General features: G+C 61.1%; 11 protein-coding genes. 1 reads left to right on the top strand and 10 read right to left on the bottom strand.

The genetic code is table 11. The annotated features are described in order from the left end of the window. A partial coding sequence (locus D7D26_RS02345; protein ID WP_147413033.1) for a transposase occupies positions 1-270 on the top strand: 270 nt, incomplete at its 5' end. A gap of 30 nt (positions 271-300) precedes the next feature. Here D7D26_RS02345 and D7D26_RS02340 read toward each other — a convergent pair. The 10 genes from D7D26_RS02340 to D7D26_RS02290 form a co-directional block, all read right to left on the bottom strand. Beyond that, positions 301-1,470: an efflux RND transporter periplasmic adaptor subunit gene (locus D7D26_RS02340; protein WP_120371872.1), complete on the bottom strand. Its 1,170-nt coding sequence runs from the start codon at positions 1,468-1,470 to the stop codon at positions 301-303. A 230-nt stretch (positions 1,471-1,700) separates the two neighbouring features. Next, on the bottom strand, positions 1,701-2,243 hold the full coding sequence (locus D7D26_RS02335; protein WP_120371871.1) for a TetR/AcrR family transcriptional regulator: 543 nt from the start codon (positions 2,241-2,243) through the stop codon (positions 1,701-1,703). Positions 2,244-2,537: 294 nt separating this feature from the next. After that, positions 2,538-3,488, bottom strand: coding sequence for an alpha/beta fold hydrolase (locus tag D7D26_RS02330; protein WP_199674660.1), 951 nt, complete (start codon positions 3,486-3,488; stop codon positions 2,538-2,540). Positions 3,489-4,171: 683 nt separating this feature from the next. Then, positions 4,172-10,117 (bottom strand): DUF3320 domain-containing protein, encoded by a 5,946-nt coding sequence (locus tag D7D26_RS02320; protein WP_158606237.1) that lies wholly within the window; start codon positions 10,115-10,117, stop codon positions 4,172-4,174. Positions 10,118-10,287: 170 nt separating this feature from the next. Beyond that, positions 10,288-11,202, bottom strand: a complete 915-nt coding sequence (locus tag D7D26_RS02315; RefSeq protein WP_158606236.1) for a ketopantoate reductase family protein — start codon at positions 11,200-11,202, stop codon at positions 10,288-10,290. A gap of 101 nt (positions 11,203-11,303) precedes the next feature. Next, on the bottom strand, positions 11,304-12,467 hold the full coding sequence (locus D7D26_RS02310) for a UxaA family hydrolase (RefSeq protein WP_120371868.1): 1,164 nt from the start codon (positions 12,465-12,467) through the stop codon (positions 11,304-11,306). Further along, positions 12,464-12,760: a UxaA family hydrolase gene (locus tag D7D26_RS02305; RefSeq protein ID WP_120371867.1), complete on the bottom strand. Its 297-nt coding sequence runs from the start codon at positions 12,758-12,760 to the stop codon at positions 12,464-12,466. Before D7D26_RS02305 ends, D7D26_RS02310 begins: the two co-directional genes overlap by 4 nt. Before the next feature lie 74 nt (positions 12,761-12,834). Next, positions 12,835-13,809 (bottom strand): 2-keto-3-deoxygluconate permease, encoded by a 975-nt coding sequence (locus D7D26_RS02300; protein WP_120371866.1) that lies wholly within the window; start codon positions 13,807-13,809, stop codon positions 12,835-12,837. A gap of 207 nt (positions 13,810-14,016) precedes the next feature. Further along, on the bottom strand, positions 14,017-15,066 hold the full coding sequence (pdxA, locus tag D7D26_RS02295) for a 4-hydroxythreonine-4-phosphate dehydrogenase PdxA (protein ID WP_199674658.1): 1,050 nt from the start codon (positions 15,064-15,066) through the stop codon (positions 14,017-14,019). Positions 15,067-15,168: 102 nt separating this feature from the next. Beyond that, a complete protein-coding gene (locus tag D7D26_RS02290) occupies positions 15,169-16,410 on the bottom strand; it encodes a four-carbon acid sugar kinase family protein (protein WP_158606235.1) in 1,242 nt (413 codons plus the stop codon). Positions 16,411-16,591: the final 181 nt, after the last annotated feature.

Below are 16,591 nucleotides of genomic sequence, written 5' to 3'. Positions count from 1 at the left end.
GGGAGCAACGTCATCGGCGATAAGGCTTACGGTTCGCAAGCCATCAGAGAGTACATTACTTCTCGGGAGGGAAGTTACACTATCCCGCCGAAGAGCGATAATCCCGAACCGTGGTTTATAGATGAGCATGTTTACAAGGAACGACACTTGGTTGAATGTTTCTTTCAGAAAATCAAATGGTTCCGTAGAATTTTCACCCGCTATGACAAACTTGACGCTTCGTTTTTCGCTTTTGTTCTTGTTGCTGCCAGTGTTATTTTATTGAAATAATACAAGCTGAAATGTTTTTTTAAACAAGCCCTAAAGTCCCTCGTCCATCAGACGGACTTTCTGCCCGTCGTGAAGAAAATGAACGCCGTAGATCACGATCAGTTCGCCGCCGTGCAGCTTCGCAGAACGCACTTCAAGCGTTCCTTTCGCCCCGGGCTGCCCCACCTGTACGGAGATCTTCTCGACCTGCCCGTCCTGATAGCGCCACAGGAAAGCGTTCTCTTTCCCTTCGCTGAGGACCGCCGTGGCGGGGACGCTGAACCAGCCGTCCCGCTTGGAGCCGCCCAGATCGGCGGAGACCGTCACGCTCATGCCGGGCAAGGCTCTCACGCCTTCCGGCTGAGGCATCGTGACCGTGACGGCGTAAGTGCCGGTCTGCGGATCGGCCTGCGCGGCAAATTCCTTGAGCTGCACGGGGAAAGACCTCCCGGGAACGGCGTCGAAACGGGCGGCCAGCCGAAAGTCGCCGCTCAGACGAGCCAACTCCTTCGCATCGGCCGAAACGGGAACGGGGGCGCGCAGCACGTCCTTGTCCGGAACGTCGAAAACGATCTCCAGCGTGGACAGATCCTGAAAGCTGACGATCGTCTGCTTGGCCGTCACGTCCTGAAAGTTTTCGACGAGGCGATCGGCGACGACTCCGTCGAAAGGGGCGCGCAGCTCCGTGTCTTTCAACGCATCGCGCGCCGCCGCGGTCTGCGCCGCCGCGGCGTTCAGAGCGGCTCGGGCCACGTTCAGCCGCGTCTGGTAGGCGTCGAACTGAGCGGAAGCGATCACTTTCTGCTGATAAAGCGCGCTGTAGCGTTTGAAATTGGATTCGGCCTCGCCGTACTGAGCTCTCGCCTGTGCCTGACGGCTTTCAGCCTGCGCCAGCTGCGTCCTGAAATCGCGGGGATCGAGACGGGCCAGCAGCGCGCCTTTTTCGACCGATGCGCCCTTTTCCGCCGGCAGCTCCGCCAGCGTGCCGGGAACGCGGAACGACAGATTGACGCGTCGAGCTCCTTGGATAAAGCCAAAGTATTCGCTGCCGCTCCCGCCCGGCGCTCCGCTCAGACGAACCGTCTTCACCGGGCGGATAACTTCAGGTCCTGGCTCCGCTTTTTCCCGCCGGCGAAACGTTTCCAGCTCCCAGCACGCTCCCAGAATCATCGCGAGGCCGAGGGCAATCTTCGCCAACGTCCACAAAGAATTTGTCTTCATAAAAACACCTCTCGTTCAACCATAGGAATGCCAATAAAAAATATTCTATCAACGAGAGTCGCGGCATGTCTGGACAGAACAGCGACATTGTTCACGCAGAAATGAGAGGCCCCGGAAAACGCGGACGCACGTTTTCGGGGGCTCTCAGTCCATCCAGTTTATTAGGATTATTTCAGAGGCGCTCTTACCGCTCATTTTTTTCGCACAATGTCCCTGCGCCCGGACTACTGTCATCTAACAGACGAACGCAGCCGCGATTCGATCAAAAGACGGATTTCATGAGCTGCAAATTCAGGGGTGAATTCAGCCCCCCTCGGCTCCTCTAAAATCATCCCGGCAATGCCGTGGGCCAGAAAACTGATCAGCATTTCCCGCTGGTCGAACCGCAGCGATTTGCCGTCAACACAGCGGCTCAACAACGGCCGCAAATTATCCTGAATGGAACGGATCACAACGGCAGTCGTTTGGGGGCGCATCTTCGTGGCGCTGAAAAGACTCTTCAGTTCGACATAATAGCTCTGCATCGTGCGGATCATCAGGGCAATGGAAACTTCGACATCCTGCTGTCGGCCCGCCTGCTCAAGAAGTTTCGAAACTTCCCGGAAAGCGGCCCACTCCAGAGCGTCCATGACGTCCTGAAAATGGTAATAAAAGCCGCCGCGCGAGATGCCGCAACGCTTCGTCAATTCTCTGACCGTCACCTTGTCCCAGGATTTTTCCCGCACCAGCCCGATCAGTTCGCGGGCGATCCGTTCTTTCAAATCGTCGTCCATGAACGCGCCTCCGACTTCCTGCAAAATTCTTCCCGCGTGGAAACGAAACTCCAGCCCAACGGAAAGGGGCTCGCCGGTCGCTTCCGCCCCGGGAATCTCCCGCAGTCCTCGGAATCACCGCGCTGCCCGACCACAAAAATTGTACCACATGGGAACGATCCGATAAAAATCCGTCCGACCGAACCGGAGCGGTTCGGTCGGACGGATTTCTTCAATCTGATACTGACTTTCAATGATGGCTCTGAGTTAAAAATCAGAATTAAAAAACATCGGCAATATCCGCGCAGGTAAACCCTAATTATTCTGCTCCAACTTCTTGCTTGAAACAAGAGCGCCCGGAGCCGCATGAACAAATTGAGCGACGGCCGCCCACGTAACGGGGTAATTATCCAGAAACGCCGTATGCCACGCCTTCGGAACGATGCAGAGACGAGAATTGGGGAGCATCTGATGCGCTTTCAATACGGTCAGCACAGGCGCATGATCGTCTTCATCCCCTGCGATCAACAACACCGGGCACGTTATGGATCCGAACAGTTCCTTCCCAGCTTCCATTTTATTCCAGAAACTCATATAAGCGTTGAAAAACTCCTGCAGGCGCTCAGGCTCCGGCATCATGCTCCTGAGCTGGTCCATGTACGCCTTGTCGATTTTTTCAAGATCTTCAACTTTCATTTCCGAGGGGAAATACCCCGGTTTCAGCGTCCCGGCGCCGACGGCCACTATACGCTCCACGGCGTCAGGATACAGGGAAGCGACCTTGAAGGCCGTATAAGCGCCGTCGCTGAAACCGAAAATTGGAACGGGGCTATCGGTCTCATTCCGAATCACGGCAAGCATATCCCTGGCTTTCTGTTCGTAGGAAACAGGATTGCGTCCGATTTCAGAGCGCCCATGGCCTCGGGTTGAGACAACGATCACTTTGAAATCCTTGCGGAGTTCGTCAATTATGCGTCCCAGCTCGTAAGGGGAACCGACCCCGCCGCCATGAAAGACAAAAAACGGCTGCCCGGCGCCGTAGGTCTCATAGTAAATTTTCGCATCGTCAGCCTGGACGTACTGCCCTGCACTCGTGTTGTTTCCATAGGGCGTATCGCTGCCCTTTACTCCATTCGGCTGCGAAAAATATCGTAACCGAGAAACGCTCTCCTCCGCCGCGGCCCGTGCTTGATCTGGATAATGCGCATCAAAGGGGACCGTTCCCAGCAAAACGCCCGCCAAGAACACCATCCAAAGTTTTTTCATGAAAGATCCTCCATATGAGTTCGGGAAATCCGCAAAAAATTTTCTCCAAACGCTCGTAAAAAGTCAATAGGAGCACGCCACCCAAATACTCCCTTCTCGCCATTTGTCTTTTCCATTTCTTTCGCGCTTTTATGACACTTGTTTAGCCTCGCATGCTTCCTACGACTCGTATCGTTATTCGTGTATTTTCCTGCTCATACTATTTCTCAATTAAAAAAACGCAAGGGGGACAGCAGAAGAGATTCACAAATCGAGCCGTCCGTCAGCGCCCGCACGTGGCCGAACGACTTTTTCAGCCCCGTCGCCTGCAGCACGATGTCTTCCACGGCGGCCGCCTCCCTTTCCATCGTTAATCGTTCATAAATTATATGAAAAATTTTGATGACGTGTGTCCGTTGATACGAATAATTTTATCATGAAAAGTGCGAGCGATCCATCCTTATCGAGCAAAAGCCGGCGGAACGCGGCCAATTTCCGCTGACAGAGGAAAAGCACGTCTCCCGCCGCGAAGATGCGGCGAAAAAAAGAAAACGCTCAGCGGCCGGCGATGTTCCACGTGGAACACCGCTTACGAAAAAAGCCTGAAGATCGTTCGACCGTCAGGCTTTCGACGTTGTTCAGATTGAAGTCCCGCGCGTTCTTTCAGCTTCTTTCGTCTGCTTCGTGCCGTCTCCCTGATGCGCTCATTTCAGCGTCCAGCAGCCGTTGCGCCCCGGCGCGGCCAGCCCGCGGGAAACGGCGAGGGCCAGTCCGGCGGCCGCAGCGTTTCGCGCGGAAGCGCCGGCGCGGGGGGAACCGAGTTTTTTCGCCGTCTCGCGCAGCAGGTCTTCCTCGGGCAGGGCGATCTGTTCGCGCAGCACTTCGCAAAGGGCGTTCGCAGCTTCCTGCGCAGGGATATCGGCGGCGTCGCGTTTGGCGGCGCCGGCGCCGCTGACGCGGAACTCCTCGTAGCCGTCGGGATCCTGTCCGCTGTGCCAGTACCAGACGACGCCCTCGCGCTCGGTCGTTTGCAGTTTCATCGACGTCAGCAGTTCGTCGAGGCGCTTCTGCGCGCGCGGCCCGAGGCGGCTCATGCCGAGGCTTTGCAGCAGGCGTCGTGTCAGCAGTTTTGCGGAAATAGGCGCTTCGGTACGCACGATGGCCTCGACGCGGCCGCGCAATAATTTTTCGTTGCTCGGCTCGGCGAATTCGGCCGTCGTGAGTTTTTTCTCGGGCAACAGCGCGGGGCGGTAGGGCCGGCCGGCCGTTCGCGGAGCCGTCGTCGTTTTTTCGGCAGCGGCATCTGTCTGCGGCGCAGGACCCGCCTTTCCTGTGCGCTCCGGTCCGCCGCCGTCGGCCGCGGCGGCGTCACGCTCTGAGAGGATCATCGCGTCTTCTCCGTTTTCAGCGGCGGCCGCCGTTTCGTTTTCAGCGGCGCGGCGCACGGCCGCTTCGGCTTCCGCTTTTGCGGCTTCCTCCGCGGCGCGGCGTTTGGCTTCGCGCTCTTCGCGGCGGGCGGCGCGGCACGTTTCGATGCGGCGCAGCAGGCGATCGAGCTCGCGTTTCCTGTTGTCCCACCAGTCCATGCTCCAGAGGCGCTCGATCGTCCAGCCCAGGCCGTTCAGCACGCCGATCTGGGAGATCTCGCGCTCGCGCACCATGCGGGCGTCGCGGTACGCGCCGCCGTCGAGCAGAACGCCCAACAGGTATTCGCCGGGCCGATCGGGATCGACGACGCCGATGTCGACGCGAAACTTGGAATGTCCGACCTGACGCGCCGTCTCGTAGCCGCGTTCGTTCAGCCGCGCGCAGATCTCGGCGGTGACGCCGTCGGGCTCGCGCGGCGCGCCAGGTCCCGCGGCGGACGCTTTCAACGGCAAATAGCCGCTGCGGGCGTACTGGAGGAACGCCTTCAGCGCCGCCACGCCTTCCGAGGCGGTGCGAGTCAGGTCGATCTGCTCCGGTTCCAGCGACGAGAACACCATCATCTCGGCGCGCGAGCGCGACACGGCGACGTTGAGCCGCCGCCAGCCGCCGGCCTGATTGACGGGGCCGAAGTTCATGCTCACGCGTCCTTCGCGGTCGGCGCCGAAGCCGATCGAGAACAGGATCACGTCGCGTTCGTCGCCTTGCACGTTCTCGAGGTTCTTGATGAACAGCGGTTCTTCGGATTCCTGATACCACTTTTCCAGCTCGGGATCTTGGCCGCGCGCCTCTTCAAACAGGTCGTCGACGAGGTTCTGCTGCGAGATGTTGAAGGTGACGACGCCGACGCTTTCGCCGCGCCGCGCCGGGTCTTTGGCGCGGCGGATCACTTCGGCCACGACGGCTTCGGCCTCGGCGCGGTTGGTCCTGGAACCGCCGCGGTCAAACGTGCCGTCGATCTTGACGAAACTCACCTTCGAAACGCGGTCGTTCGCCGACGGGAACGTGCAGAGCTTGTTCTCGTAGAATCGATTGTTGCTGAAGGCGATCAGGCTTTCGTGGCGGCTGCGGTAGTGCCAGAGCAGGTGCGTCTCCGGCATGCCGAGCGCCAGACAGTCGTCGAGGATACTGGTAAGGTCGGCCACTTCGGGGTCTTCCTCGCGGTCGTCGAGATTGGTCATGAAAAAACTGGTGGGCGGCATCTGCTTGGGATCGCCGACGATCACGGCGTTCCTTCCGCGGGCCAGCGCGCCGACGGCCTTGCTGGTGGTGAGCTGCGACGCTTCGTCGAAGACGACGAGGTCGAACATCTCGCGCCGCGGGTCGAGATACTGGGCGGCCGAGATCGGGCTCATGAGCATGCAGGGGCACAGGCGCGGCAGCAGGTTGGGCAGCTGTTCGAAGAGGCGTCGGATACTGAGGTTGCGCCCGCCGGAACGGATAGCGCGCTGCAAGATGCCCAGTTCGGAGTTCTGCGAGGCTTCGCGCGCGAAATCGGGCACTCGGGCGGCCAGAGCGGCGCAGGCTTCGGCGCTGGCCAGCCGCGACAGTTCGTCGATCAGTCCCTTGACCTGGGCGATTTTTTCACCGAAAACCGCGCCGGAAAAGCGGTTCAGCACAGGATCGCCGTCGACGGCGTCCTCGATGAGGTTGCGCAGACAGGCTTTGCGGTAGGCGGGCAACGTCTTGTCATGTTCCAGCCCGTTTCGGCAGGCCGAGACGACGGGCCCCAGCCCGGCGCCTTCGGCCTCTTCGCACAGGCTGTTCCAGAGGATCCAGTCGCGCAGGGCGTCGGCGTTGTTGAGCAGGGCGGCGCAGAGGTCTTTCTGCGCCGCGATCCAGTCGTCGCCGTCGGGAGGATCTTCCGTGCGCAGCAGTTCGCCGAGCGCGCCGCGCGACGTTTCCAGTTCCCGCCAAAGCGTCAACAGTTCCGCGGCCGCCCGCTGCGATTCGGGATCGGCGGCGTGCCGCTGCCGCAGCGCCGCGCCGCCGCTCAATCCGTCGAGACGGAACGCACTCTGCTCGGCGCTTCGCGCCAGTTCATCCACCCGCCCCCAGTCCGTGTCCCCGCCGCGGTCGAGCGATTCGAGACCGGGGGCGTACTCCCGACGAAGCCGGGCGGCGCTCGCCATTTCGGCGCGGTAGGCGTTCAGCCGGTCGAGATCTCCGGGCACATTTTCTTTGCCGCGTTTGAGGAACGCATAGGACGAAATTCTTTTCACAAAACCCGATTCGGCCAGCAGGCGCGGCAGCAGCCACTTCCGCTGGATTTCGTTCCATTCGCCGCGCAGGGCCTCGCCGTCCTGTTCGAGGAAGGCGGGGCGATACGCCTTGAGCAGTTCGCCGCCGCATTCTCCCGCCGCAAGAGCGTGCCGGGCCATTTCCTGCACGCCGCGCAGATACGCTCCGGCGTCGCCGTCCGCGGCCCAGCGGCGCGGCCATTCCCGCCACTGCGACAGTTCGGCGGCGACGTCGCGGAGCTGTTCGTATTCCTTTTTCAGACGCGGCGCGCCCCGCCCCAGCCGCGCCGCGAAAGACCGCGCCGATTCTTCCAACGCATCGAGGCTCGCCCGGTAATCTTCGGCCAGCGACGGCAGTTGGCTGCGCAGGCGCTGCGAATATTCCGTCTCGCCGACAAGGCGCAGCGGATGGCCGCAGGGATGGCCGACCGCGCGCGCCGCGGCGGCAAGGCGGCCGAGCAGCGACTCGTTGCGCTGCAGATCGTCCGCCGTCCAGGCGGCGGTACGCGAATATTCGAGACGGATGCCGGCGTCGTCGGCGTCGGCCAGCGGCTCGTAGGCGTTGATCATCTCGTAAACGGAAAGGCCCGAAATGCGCTTTTCGTGCAGACGGCGGGGATACTCCGCCAGTTCGGAGCGCAGCCGCGCGGCCTGTTCGGCTTTTTGCGCGTAGATCGGGGTTTTCTGCGCGCATCCCGCTTCGGCCGCGGCGCGCAGCTGTTCGAGCACGTCTTTTTTGCGGGCTTTGTTGGAATGGAGCTCGAGGCAGAACGGATCGAGCCCCAATTTGCGCAGGCGTTTCTGCACGACCGACAGCGCCGCCATCTTCTCGGCGACGAAGAGCACGGTCTTGCCCTGTGCCAGCGCGTTGACGATCAGTCCAGTGATGGTCTGCGACTTGCCGGTGCCGGGCGGCCCGTGCAGCACGAAGGTCTCGCCCGCGACGGCCGACTTGATGGCGTAAAGCTGCGACGAGTCCACCGGCAGCGGCAGCAGCAGTCCGGCCTCGTCAAGCTCCCGCGGCGCCTCCATGGGCGCGGCGTCCCAGCTCAGTTTGCCGTCCATCAGGCTCCGCACGACTTTGTTCTTTTCGAGATCGCCCATGCGGTTGCGGATGTCGTTCCACATCACGAAGCGCGAGAACGAGAAAATGCCCACGAAGGCCGACTCGACCACGTCCCAGCGTTTCTGCTGCATCACGGCGCGGCGCACGGCGGTGAAGACGCGCACGACGTCGGCGCCGTGCGCGTCGGCCGGCAGCGGGTCGAGGCCGTCGACGACGATGCCGAAATTCTGCTTGAGCATCTCCAGCAGCGTCACGTTCATGACCGGCTCCTCGTCGCGCAGGCGCAGGCCGTACCCCTTGTTGGCGGCCTTGCGAACGATCTCCGCCGGCAGCAGGACCAGCGGCGCGTAGCGCGGGCGTTCGCTGCGTTCGGTCTCGTACCAGCGCAACAGCCCCATCGATAAATACAGGCTGTTAGCGCCGTTTTCTTCGAGCGATACTTTGGCGGCGCGGTACAGTTCTTTGACGGCGCGCTGCAGCTCGGCTTCGCCCATCAGCGAGCGCAGCCGTCCGTTCTGGCATTCCGAATGCAGCAGTTCGCGGAAAAGCTGCAGATCGGTCGGCGGTTCCAGGCTGCGCGCCGCCCCCTCGGGAAGACGCCACTCCTGCGGGCGCGGCGAAACGGTGAACTGCCGTCCGTCGGCGAGCGCGTCTTCGAGCCGCGGCAGCGACGCGGCCAGGACGGGGATCAGATTCCTGGAGGCGCGCAGGTTGAGCAGCGTGTTGCGCAGTCCCAGATCGAGCAGCTTGCGCTCCCACTGCAAGATTTTCTTTCCGCGCGCGTCCAGCGGCTGCCGTGCCGTCGATTGTCCGGCACTTTCGGGGACGCGCGCCGCCATCTCTTCCGGCGCGGCGGTCAGTTCCGCGGCGGAACGGGATTCGGCTTCCACGCGCCAGCCCTGATCGCTCTGCACGCGCAGCGGCAGCGGACGGATCCCCGCCAGGCGGGCGCGGTGCACATCGACGACGAGACGCACGGGATCGTCGCCGCCCATTTCCGACGCGGCGGCGGCACGGGCTTCGTCGAAAGTCAGACATTTCCCGGCGGCGGCGCCGGTACATTCCACCACGGCGATCTCGCCGATGCCGTCGGCCATGCGCTTGCTCACCAGCGACGGATCGTCCTTGACCGCGTCCTGGAACGTCATCTCCTCCAGCCAGACGCCGGCGAAAATATGATCGTTCTTGAGCAGGAGCAGCGGATACAGTCCCGTCGACTCGAGACAGGCCGCATAAAGCAGCGTCAAGTCAAGGCAGGTGCCCATCCGCGTTCCTGTCACCGCGTCGCAGAGGCGCACGCGCTGTCCCGTCGTTTCGAAACTCGACGGCGGCACGGCGTAGACGACGTTCAGCTCCTGAATCGCGCCGTACAGAGCAGCCGCCTGCCGAAGTACGCGGTTGGGATTCTGCGTCTGATACGCGTCGAACGAGGGGCTGCCCGTCCATTCTTCCAGCAGCTTCGAAGCGCGCTTCATGAGTCGGGCGATCTCGGGATGGTTGGGCGTGACGAAGGCCGCCAGCAGCTCGGGATAGTAGCCGCTTCCCTGCCACTCGTCGAAGGCCAGGAAGGTCACTTCTTTCACGACGGAAGCCAGACGGCGCTCTCCCTGCCATACTTCCGCCGTCAGCGTTGTGACGACGCGCTCCGTCAGCTGCGCGAGACGCTCGGCCCTGAGCGTGAGTTTGAGGTCGCCGATCTCCGCGGTCTCGCCGGCCGGAAGCCGTATGATGCCGAATCTCGCCGGCTCGACGAAATCCTCCGCCGCGAAAAGGCGCACTTCCAGATCTTCCAGAGCCGCGTCGCTATCATTGCTCACGGCGACGCGGCGCACAAGAGGCAGGCCGTTTTGCTGCTGCGCGTAGTTGACGACGGGCGTCAGCTGCACGTCCAGTGTGATTGCCGCCGTTTGTTCGTCCATGACATTTCCCTCGCTCGTCGATGAGATGAAAAACTTTCTCTCTTTATAAGCAAAAAGCACCGAAAAGGCAAGCGCCGCCGGGTGATTCCCCCGCCCGCCGCCGAATTTTCCGGCGACGCCGCCGGCGTCCATAAAACAAAAGAGACCGGCGCGAACCGGTCTCTTTTGTTTTACTTGCGCCATTTTTCGTACGCCGCTTCGTGGTAGGGCACGGGCACGCCCGTTTCGCGGCCCAAACGCACCATGCGGCCGATGATGTGATCCAGTTCGGTACAGGCGGGATCTTTGCCGGCGCTCAGATCGCGGTACAACGACGTGACCGTGTCGGCCGGCATTTTTTCGAAGGCGTCGGCCAGCTTGTCGGGCAGCGACGCCGGCAAATCCACGCCTTTGGCGGCCGCGACTGCCGTCATTTCGCCGATGACGGCGCGGACCACCTTTCCATGATCGGGATCGGCCAGGACCTTGCCGGCCGGGCCGTCGTACCAGCAGAACACGCAGCTGTTGCTGCCCATGGTCACGTACTTGTTCCAGCTGGCGCGCACGATGTGATCGGTCACTTTCGTCTCGACGCCCGCCCGGTTCAGCAGCTCCGCCGCCGCGTCAAGCGCGGCCGGGCGCGAACCGTCTTTCATTCCCAGAACGACGCTGCACTGGCCCGCCGTCTGAACCACCACGCCGGGGGCTTCCAGATGGCTGAACACGCGGATCGTGCCGTCGGCCAGCAGGCACGGCGGCAGAAACGGCTCCATCTGCTCGGAAACGACGACGCCGTTGAGCAGCGGGACCACCAGCGTCCGCGGCCCAACCATCGGACGCATGGCCGCGCAGGAAGCCTCCAGGTCGTAGCCTTTGCAGGCGACGACCAACACGTCCACGACGCCGAGATCGGCCGCGCGCTCCGAGATCCCCGCCGGAACCGCCGTGAAATTTCCCAGCTGGACGGACTCGACTCTCAATCCGCCGCAACGGATCGCTTCGAGATTTTCGCCGCGGGCGCAAAAATACGTTTCCCCGTGGACGCGCGCCAGCGCGCCGCCCACAAAACCGCCGACACCTCCGATGCCGAACACGCCGACTTTCATCTTCCAGCCTCCCATCTTCATGACCGGCGCGCAGGCGCCTTTGCCGCGTTTCGGAGCGCGGAATCTCGGTCAGTTCGACGCTTCACCATTGAAAATCGACATCAGAACGTGCCCGCCAGTTTATAGATGCCAAACTCCCGGTGTCCCAGCGCTTCTGCTTTGGTTTGCCTGCCGTTGCAGACTCTCACCATCATCTCGAACAATTCTTCGCCGATCTGCGGCAGCGAGGCCCCCTCGGTGATGATGCGGCCGGCGTTGATGTCCATGTTGTCGCGCATGCTGCGGAACGTCTCGGCGTTGCCGGTGATTTTGACGACCGGAGCGATCGGGCTCCCCGTGGGCGTGCCGCGTCCTGTGGAGAAAACGACGACCTGCGCGCCGCCGGCAACCATGCCGGTGATGGAGTCGATATCCTGCCCCGGCGTATCCATGAAATACAGGCCCCTCTTTCCTTCCGGAATCCGCTCGGCATATTCCAGAGCGCCGGCAAAAGGACGGGTACCGGCCTTGTACATACATCCCAAAGACTTCTCCTCGATGGTGGAGAGTCCGCCTTCCTTGTTTCCCGGGGTAGGCTGGCCGCTGCGAAGATCTTGCCCCAACATAATGGCGCGGTCTTCCACATCCTTGACCATACGCAGGAACTTGCGCCGTTCTTTTTCGTCGGCGAAACGCACGGCCAGCAAATGTTCGGCCCCGATAACCTCGGTGGTCTCGCTGAGGATCGAGCTGCCGCCCATGTCCACCAGCTTGTCGGAAACATAACCGATAGCGGGGTTGGAGGCGAGCCCGCTTGTGGGATCGCTGCCTCCGCACTCCATGCCCAAGATGATCTCGCTGATGTCGAACTCCTCGCGAACGTCCGCGGAAATGGCCCGCGCCATATCGGCCGCGATGCGTCCGCCTTCGGCGATGGTCTTCAGCGTACCGCCTTCTTCCTGAATGACGATGGACTGTACGGGTTTGCCCATCGGCTCGATCATGCCGGCCAGATGGCGCGCCTGAATGCCATCGCAGCCCAGCCCCACCACAAGGACCGCCCCGACGTTGGCGTTCATGCCAAAGCCCGCCAGAGTGCGCTCGGTCAGGGCCAGATCGCTGCCGATCTGACAGCAGCCATGTTGGGTGGGAACGCTGACGGCGCCGAGAACTTGGCAGGCGATCTTCTCCGCCGTATCCGCCGCACAGACCGAGGTCGGCAGCACCAGCAGATAATTGCGAATACCATGCGGCCCTTGTGCGCGCCGGTATCCCATCAGCTTCATCGTTCATTCCTCCCTTCGGCGTTTCTGTCGCCGCGGCCGCGGGTGCTTTCCAGATTATGCACGTGCACGTAATCGCCCGGATGCAGATCTGTCAGCGCGGTGCCGATGATCTCGCCATATTTGTAGCAATGTTCGCCCTTCTTGATCTCGGCTACCGCCATCTTGTGAAACTGCGGAATGTCGGCCGCGGCCACGTAGGTTTTGCCCTCAAATTCGATTCGTTCGCCCTTTGCCACCGGGCGCAGGCACGTCACCAGATTGTCCCGAGGATTCACGTGAATGACTGCGTTCATGAATGTTTTCCCGCCTTTCTTTCAGAGATGCGCTGCGCGTTCTTTCCCATGCCAAGACTGCCTGGGAAAAGCACTTACCGATCTTCCTGACGGATCGAGCCGTCGGGATTGGTCCCGTATCTTTTGCGCAAACGCCGGTCCAGCAGGTTGCACAACAGCGGGCAAAGGATCGCCGTCACGATGATGGCAGCCGCCACCTGCACGGTGGAGATCGCCTCGACAGCACTCAGCGAAGGATCCGCGGCGGCAAGAACAGCCGGCGTGCCGACGGCGTTGCCCGCCGTGGTGCCGATCGCCGCACCGCTGGCTTTGCGCTCGCCCATGGCGCGGATAACGAAATACCCCGCCATGCCGGTCAGGGCAGTGCACATCACGCCTAGGACGATGCCCGGCAAACCGCCGCGGAGCAGCTGGCTAAAGCTGAGACTTGAACCGAGCGGAAAAGCGAAGAAAGGGATCAGAACCGTCGTACCGCTGGCCAGAAACTTGCGGAGATCTTCGTCAAGGTTGCCCAGGATAAAGCCCAGAACGATTGGGACCAACGCGGCGACGAAGGTCAGGAAGGGGATGTTTGCCAAACCCGTCAGCCCGAAGGCCAGCATCGTGAAGAAGGGGCCGTCGTTCAGCGAAAGGATGGAAATAGCGCCAACGTCGGTGGAGTCTCCGTACTGTCCCGCCAAAGCGGCGTACAATCCGCCGTTGGAATTCGTGACGGCAGCGACGATGGCCAGCGGAGTCAGGCCCAAGACGCCCGCGGGCCCGGCGAATTTGCCTACGCCCCACCCGATGAACGCGCCGATAAAAAATTTGGAAGCCGTCAAAAGGATCCCCTTCGCCAAAGGCTTACCTGCCTGCCTGACGTTGATCTGCGCCGCATTGCACAGGCAGAACAGAGCGATCAGGGCCGTCGCGCCGTTCTTGAACAGCGCCGTGGTAAAGCCGCCGATCTGAATCGACTTGGGGAACACCGAGTTGACGACGACGCCCAGCAGCAGAGGAACGACCATCAAGCCCCCCGGGATCTTTTGCACCGTTTTCAAAATTTTCATGTTCTTCTCTCCTTGGTAGAAAAAATGAAATGCCGAAGCCGCTTCCACGCTCGGCGCTCGAACGTTTCCGCGCCAATAAACCACACGCTCCCCTTATCCCGCAGGATGCAGCACACGCGGCATCTGCCGCCGTCGCCCCTCTCCGCGCCGTGCGCAGAGCTTTTTTCCTGCCGCAGCCTACGGCATTGACGCCTCCCTCGTCCGCACTTACGACGGCTCTTCCCGGCGCCTTTTCGCCTGAGCCAAACGGACAGCGTAGCCAATGGCGTTCACAAGGCTCAGCTCGTTGGCGACGCCCGTTCCCGCATGACCGAAGGCGGTGCCGTGATCCACCGAGGCGCGGATGATCGGCAGTCCCAGCGTGACGTTCACGCCAGCGACAGCGTTCCACACCTTTTTTCCTCTGTCGTAGACGAAACCGAGCACTTTCAGGGGGATATGCCCCTGATCGTGATACATGCAAACGACCATGTCGTACCAACCGCCCAACGCTTTCGAGAAAACCGTGTCGGGCGGTACCGGGCCGACAGCGTCGATCCCTTCGGCGCGGGCCGACTCGATCGCGGGGATGATCTCTTCGATCTCCTCGCGCCCAAACATGCCGTTTTCTCCGGCATGAGGGTTCAGTCCGGCGACACCTACGCAAGGATTCTCGATGCCAAGATCTTTACATGCCTTGTCCGCGATGCGGATCACGTCGAGGACGCGTTCTCTCTTGACTCGCTCGCAGGCTTCGCGCAACGACACGTGAGTGGAGACATGAACGACGCGCAGGTCGTCGTGAGCCAGCATCATGGTGTACTTTTTCGTGCGGGTGAATTCCGCGTAGATCTCCGTGTGTCCCGAATAATGATGTCCCGCAAGGTTGATCGCTTCCTTGCTGATCGGGTTGGTCACGGTCGCGTCGATATCCCGACTCATAGCCAGCTCGATGGCTTTTTTCACGCACTGAAAAGCGGCTTCGCCCGCCTGAGACTGGACCTTGCCGTAGACGAGGCTGTTCATATCGACTAAATCCAAGGCATGAACGTCTATCGTTCCAAACTCGTATTTTCCGTCGCGCGGCGACGAGACGGCGTTGATCTTCATCTCGGGGTGTCTGGCGATTCTCAGAGCGTCACTCATGACTTTCACGTCGCCGATAAGCAAAGGGCGGCACCGCTCGTAAACTCGGGGATCGGCCAGGGCCTTTACGGCGATTTCCGGGCCGCAGCCGGCGGGATCGCCCATGGTAATGCCAAGCAGAGGTCTATACATGATCTCACTCCATTTCTTTCAAAACTGTCGAAAAATGTCTCGTGGAAGGCACGAACTCCCCCTGTCGCCGACGCCGGTGCCTCGTATCCGAAACCAGGAGGTCTAAGATGCGCGGTGCCGCTCAATAAAGTCGGCCACGTTCACAAAGACCTCGCGAGATCCCATTCCCCCCGATTTGGAAACGATCATCACGTCGCCTTCGGGAAGGATGGCGCGGGAAAGCACCACGCCCGATTCGATCTCACAAAGAGGGCGCATACGCGAACATTCCATGTGGGCCAGCACGCCGCTCAGGATATCCCCGCCGGTCACGGCAAAAACGCCTCTAAGACCGCGGCGGTACAGTCGTCGAACCAGCTCGCCGAGGTGACCGGCCACGGCGCGGCTCTTTTCTTCCAAAGCGACGGAACCTATCCCCGCTTCCGGCGGCGCGCCGTACAAAAGAAGCCGCTTGTTCCGCCTGTAAAGCGTCGCAATATCGTCCAATATCCTGTCGCCTTCGGGGCCTGCAGGAATCCCCTCCTGCATCTGCGATGAGGTGAGCCGATAGGCGTCGAAACCCGAACTGCGCGCGTATTCCAGCTGAGCCGTCGTGATCGGATTCAGGCTTCCCGAAACCACCAGAAGTCCCTGCGCCTCAAGCGTCACCGGCGGAAGGGGACGACGCAGGCCAAGCAGCTGCGGCAGATGCCCCGCGAACCCGGCGCAGCCAGCCAAAACGGTGGTCTCCCTGATCTCTCCAAGCTGTTTTGCGATGGCCGCGCAGGCTTCGTCCGACGAAGCGTCGAAAACGAGAATCTCCCGACGTTCCGCTGCCGAAATCGGCGCTCCCTCCGCCACCGATACCACGGGAAGGGCGCTTTGAAGTCCGATGATCTTCGCCACCGACGATTCCCTTACGGGATCGAAGGGATCGCGGCCGAAAACGCTCTCGCTCACGGGGACGCCGTCAATGTACTGAATTCCTTCGAGGGTCAGGCGCTTCAATTTCGGATACGCAGGGACGAACAGAAGGCGCTTCGCTCCGCTGCCGGCCAGAGCGCCTTCCAGCTCTGCCCCGATGTTGCCGCGCAGTGCCGAGTCGGTTTTCTTGTAAATCACGGGAACGCCGCTTTTCGCGGCACGCCCGGCGATGTCGCGGACGATTTCGAAGGCCCGCCGCGGATCGATGTGGCGCGATTCCGTGTCGACAACGACGACAGAGTCCCTGACATCGTCCTTCCAAGCATCGAAAGAGACATCCAGATTGGTCGTCACGTGAGTGTGCGCTCCACATTGAGCCAGCTGTACCCCCGAATCGAGCGCCCCCGTAAAATCGTCGGCCAGTATCAGCAGTCGAAGCATATCGCCAGCTCCCTTCAACGATTTTTTCTCTTGTTTTCGATTCCTATGCAAAAGCATAAGAAAAAAATATTTCGTAAACAAGAGCGGATATTCTTTTTTCAGTTTCATTATGAAACTCTTTTCGACGATGTGTTTTATTTTGAAACAAGAAGAAAAAACGATCACGGCCTCGTCTGGAATG

Origin of the sequence: Pyramidobacter sp. CG50-2 (assembly GCF_003612005.1) — a bacterium.
In the GTDB taxonomy this organism is placed as follows: domain Bacteria; phylum Synergistota; class Synergistia; order Synergistales; family Dethiosulfovibrionaceae; genus Pyramidobacter.
The sequence above is the reverse complement of the archived record's forward strand: the minus strand, read 5'-3'. Positions and strand labels throughout refer to the sequence as shown.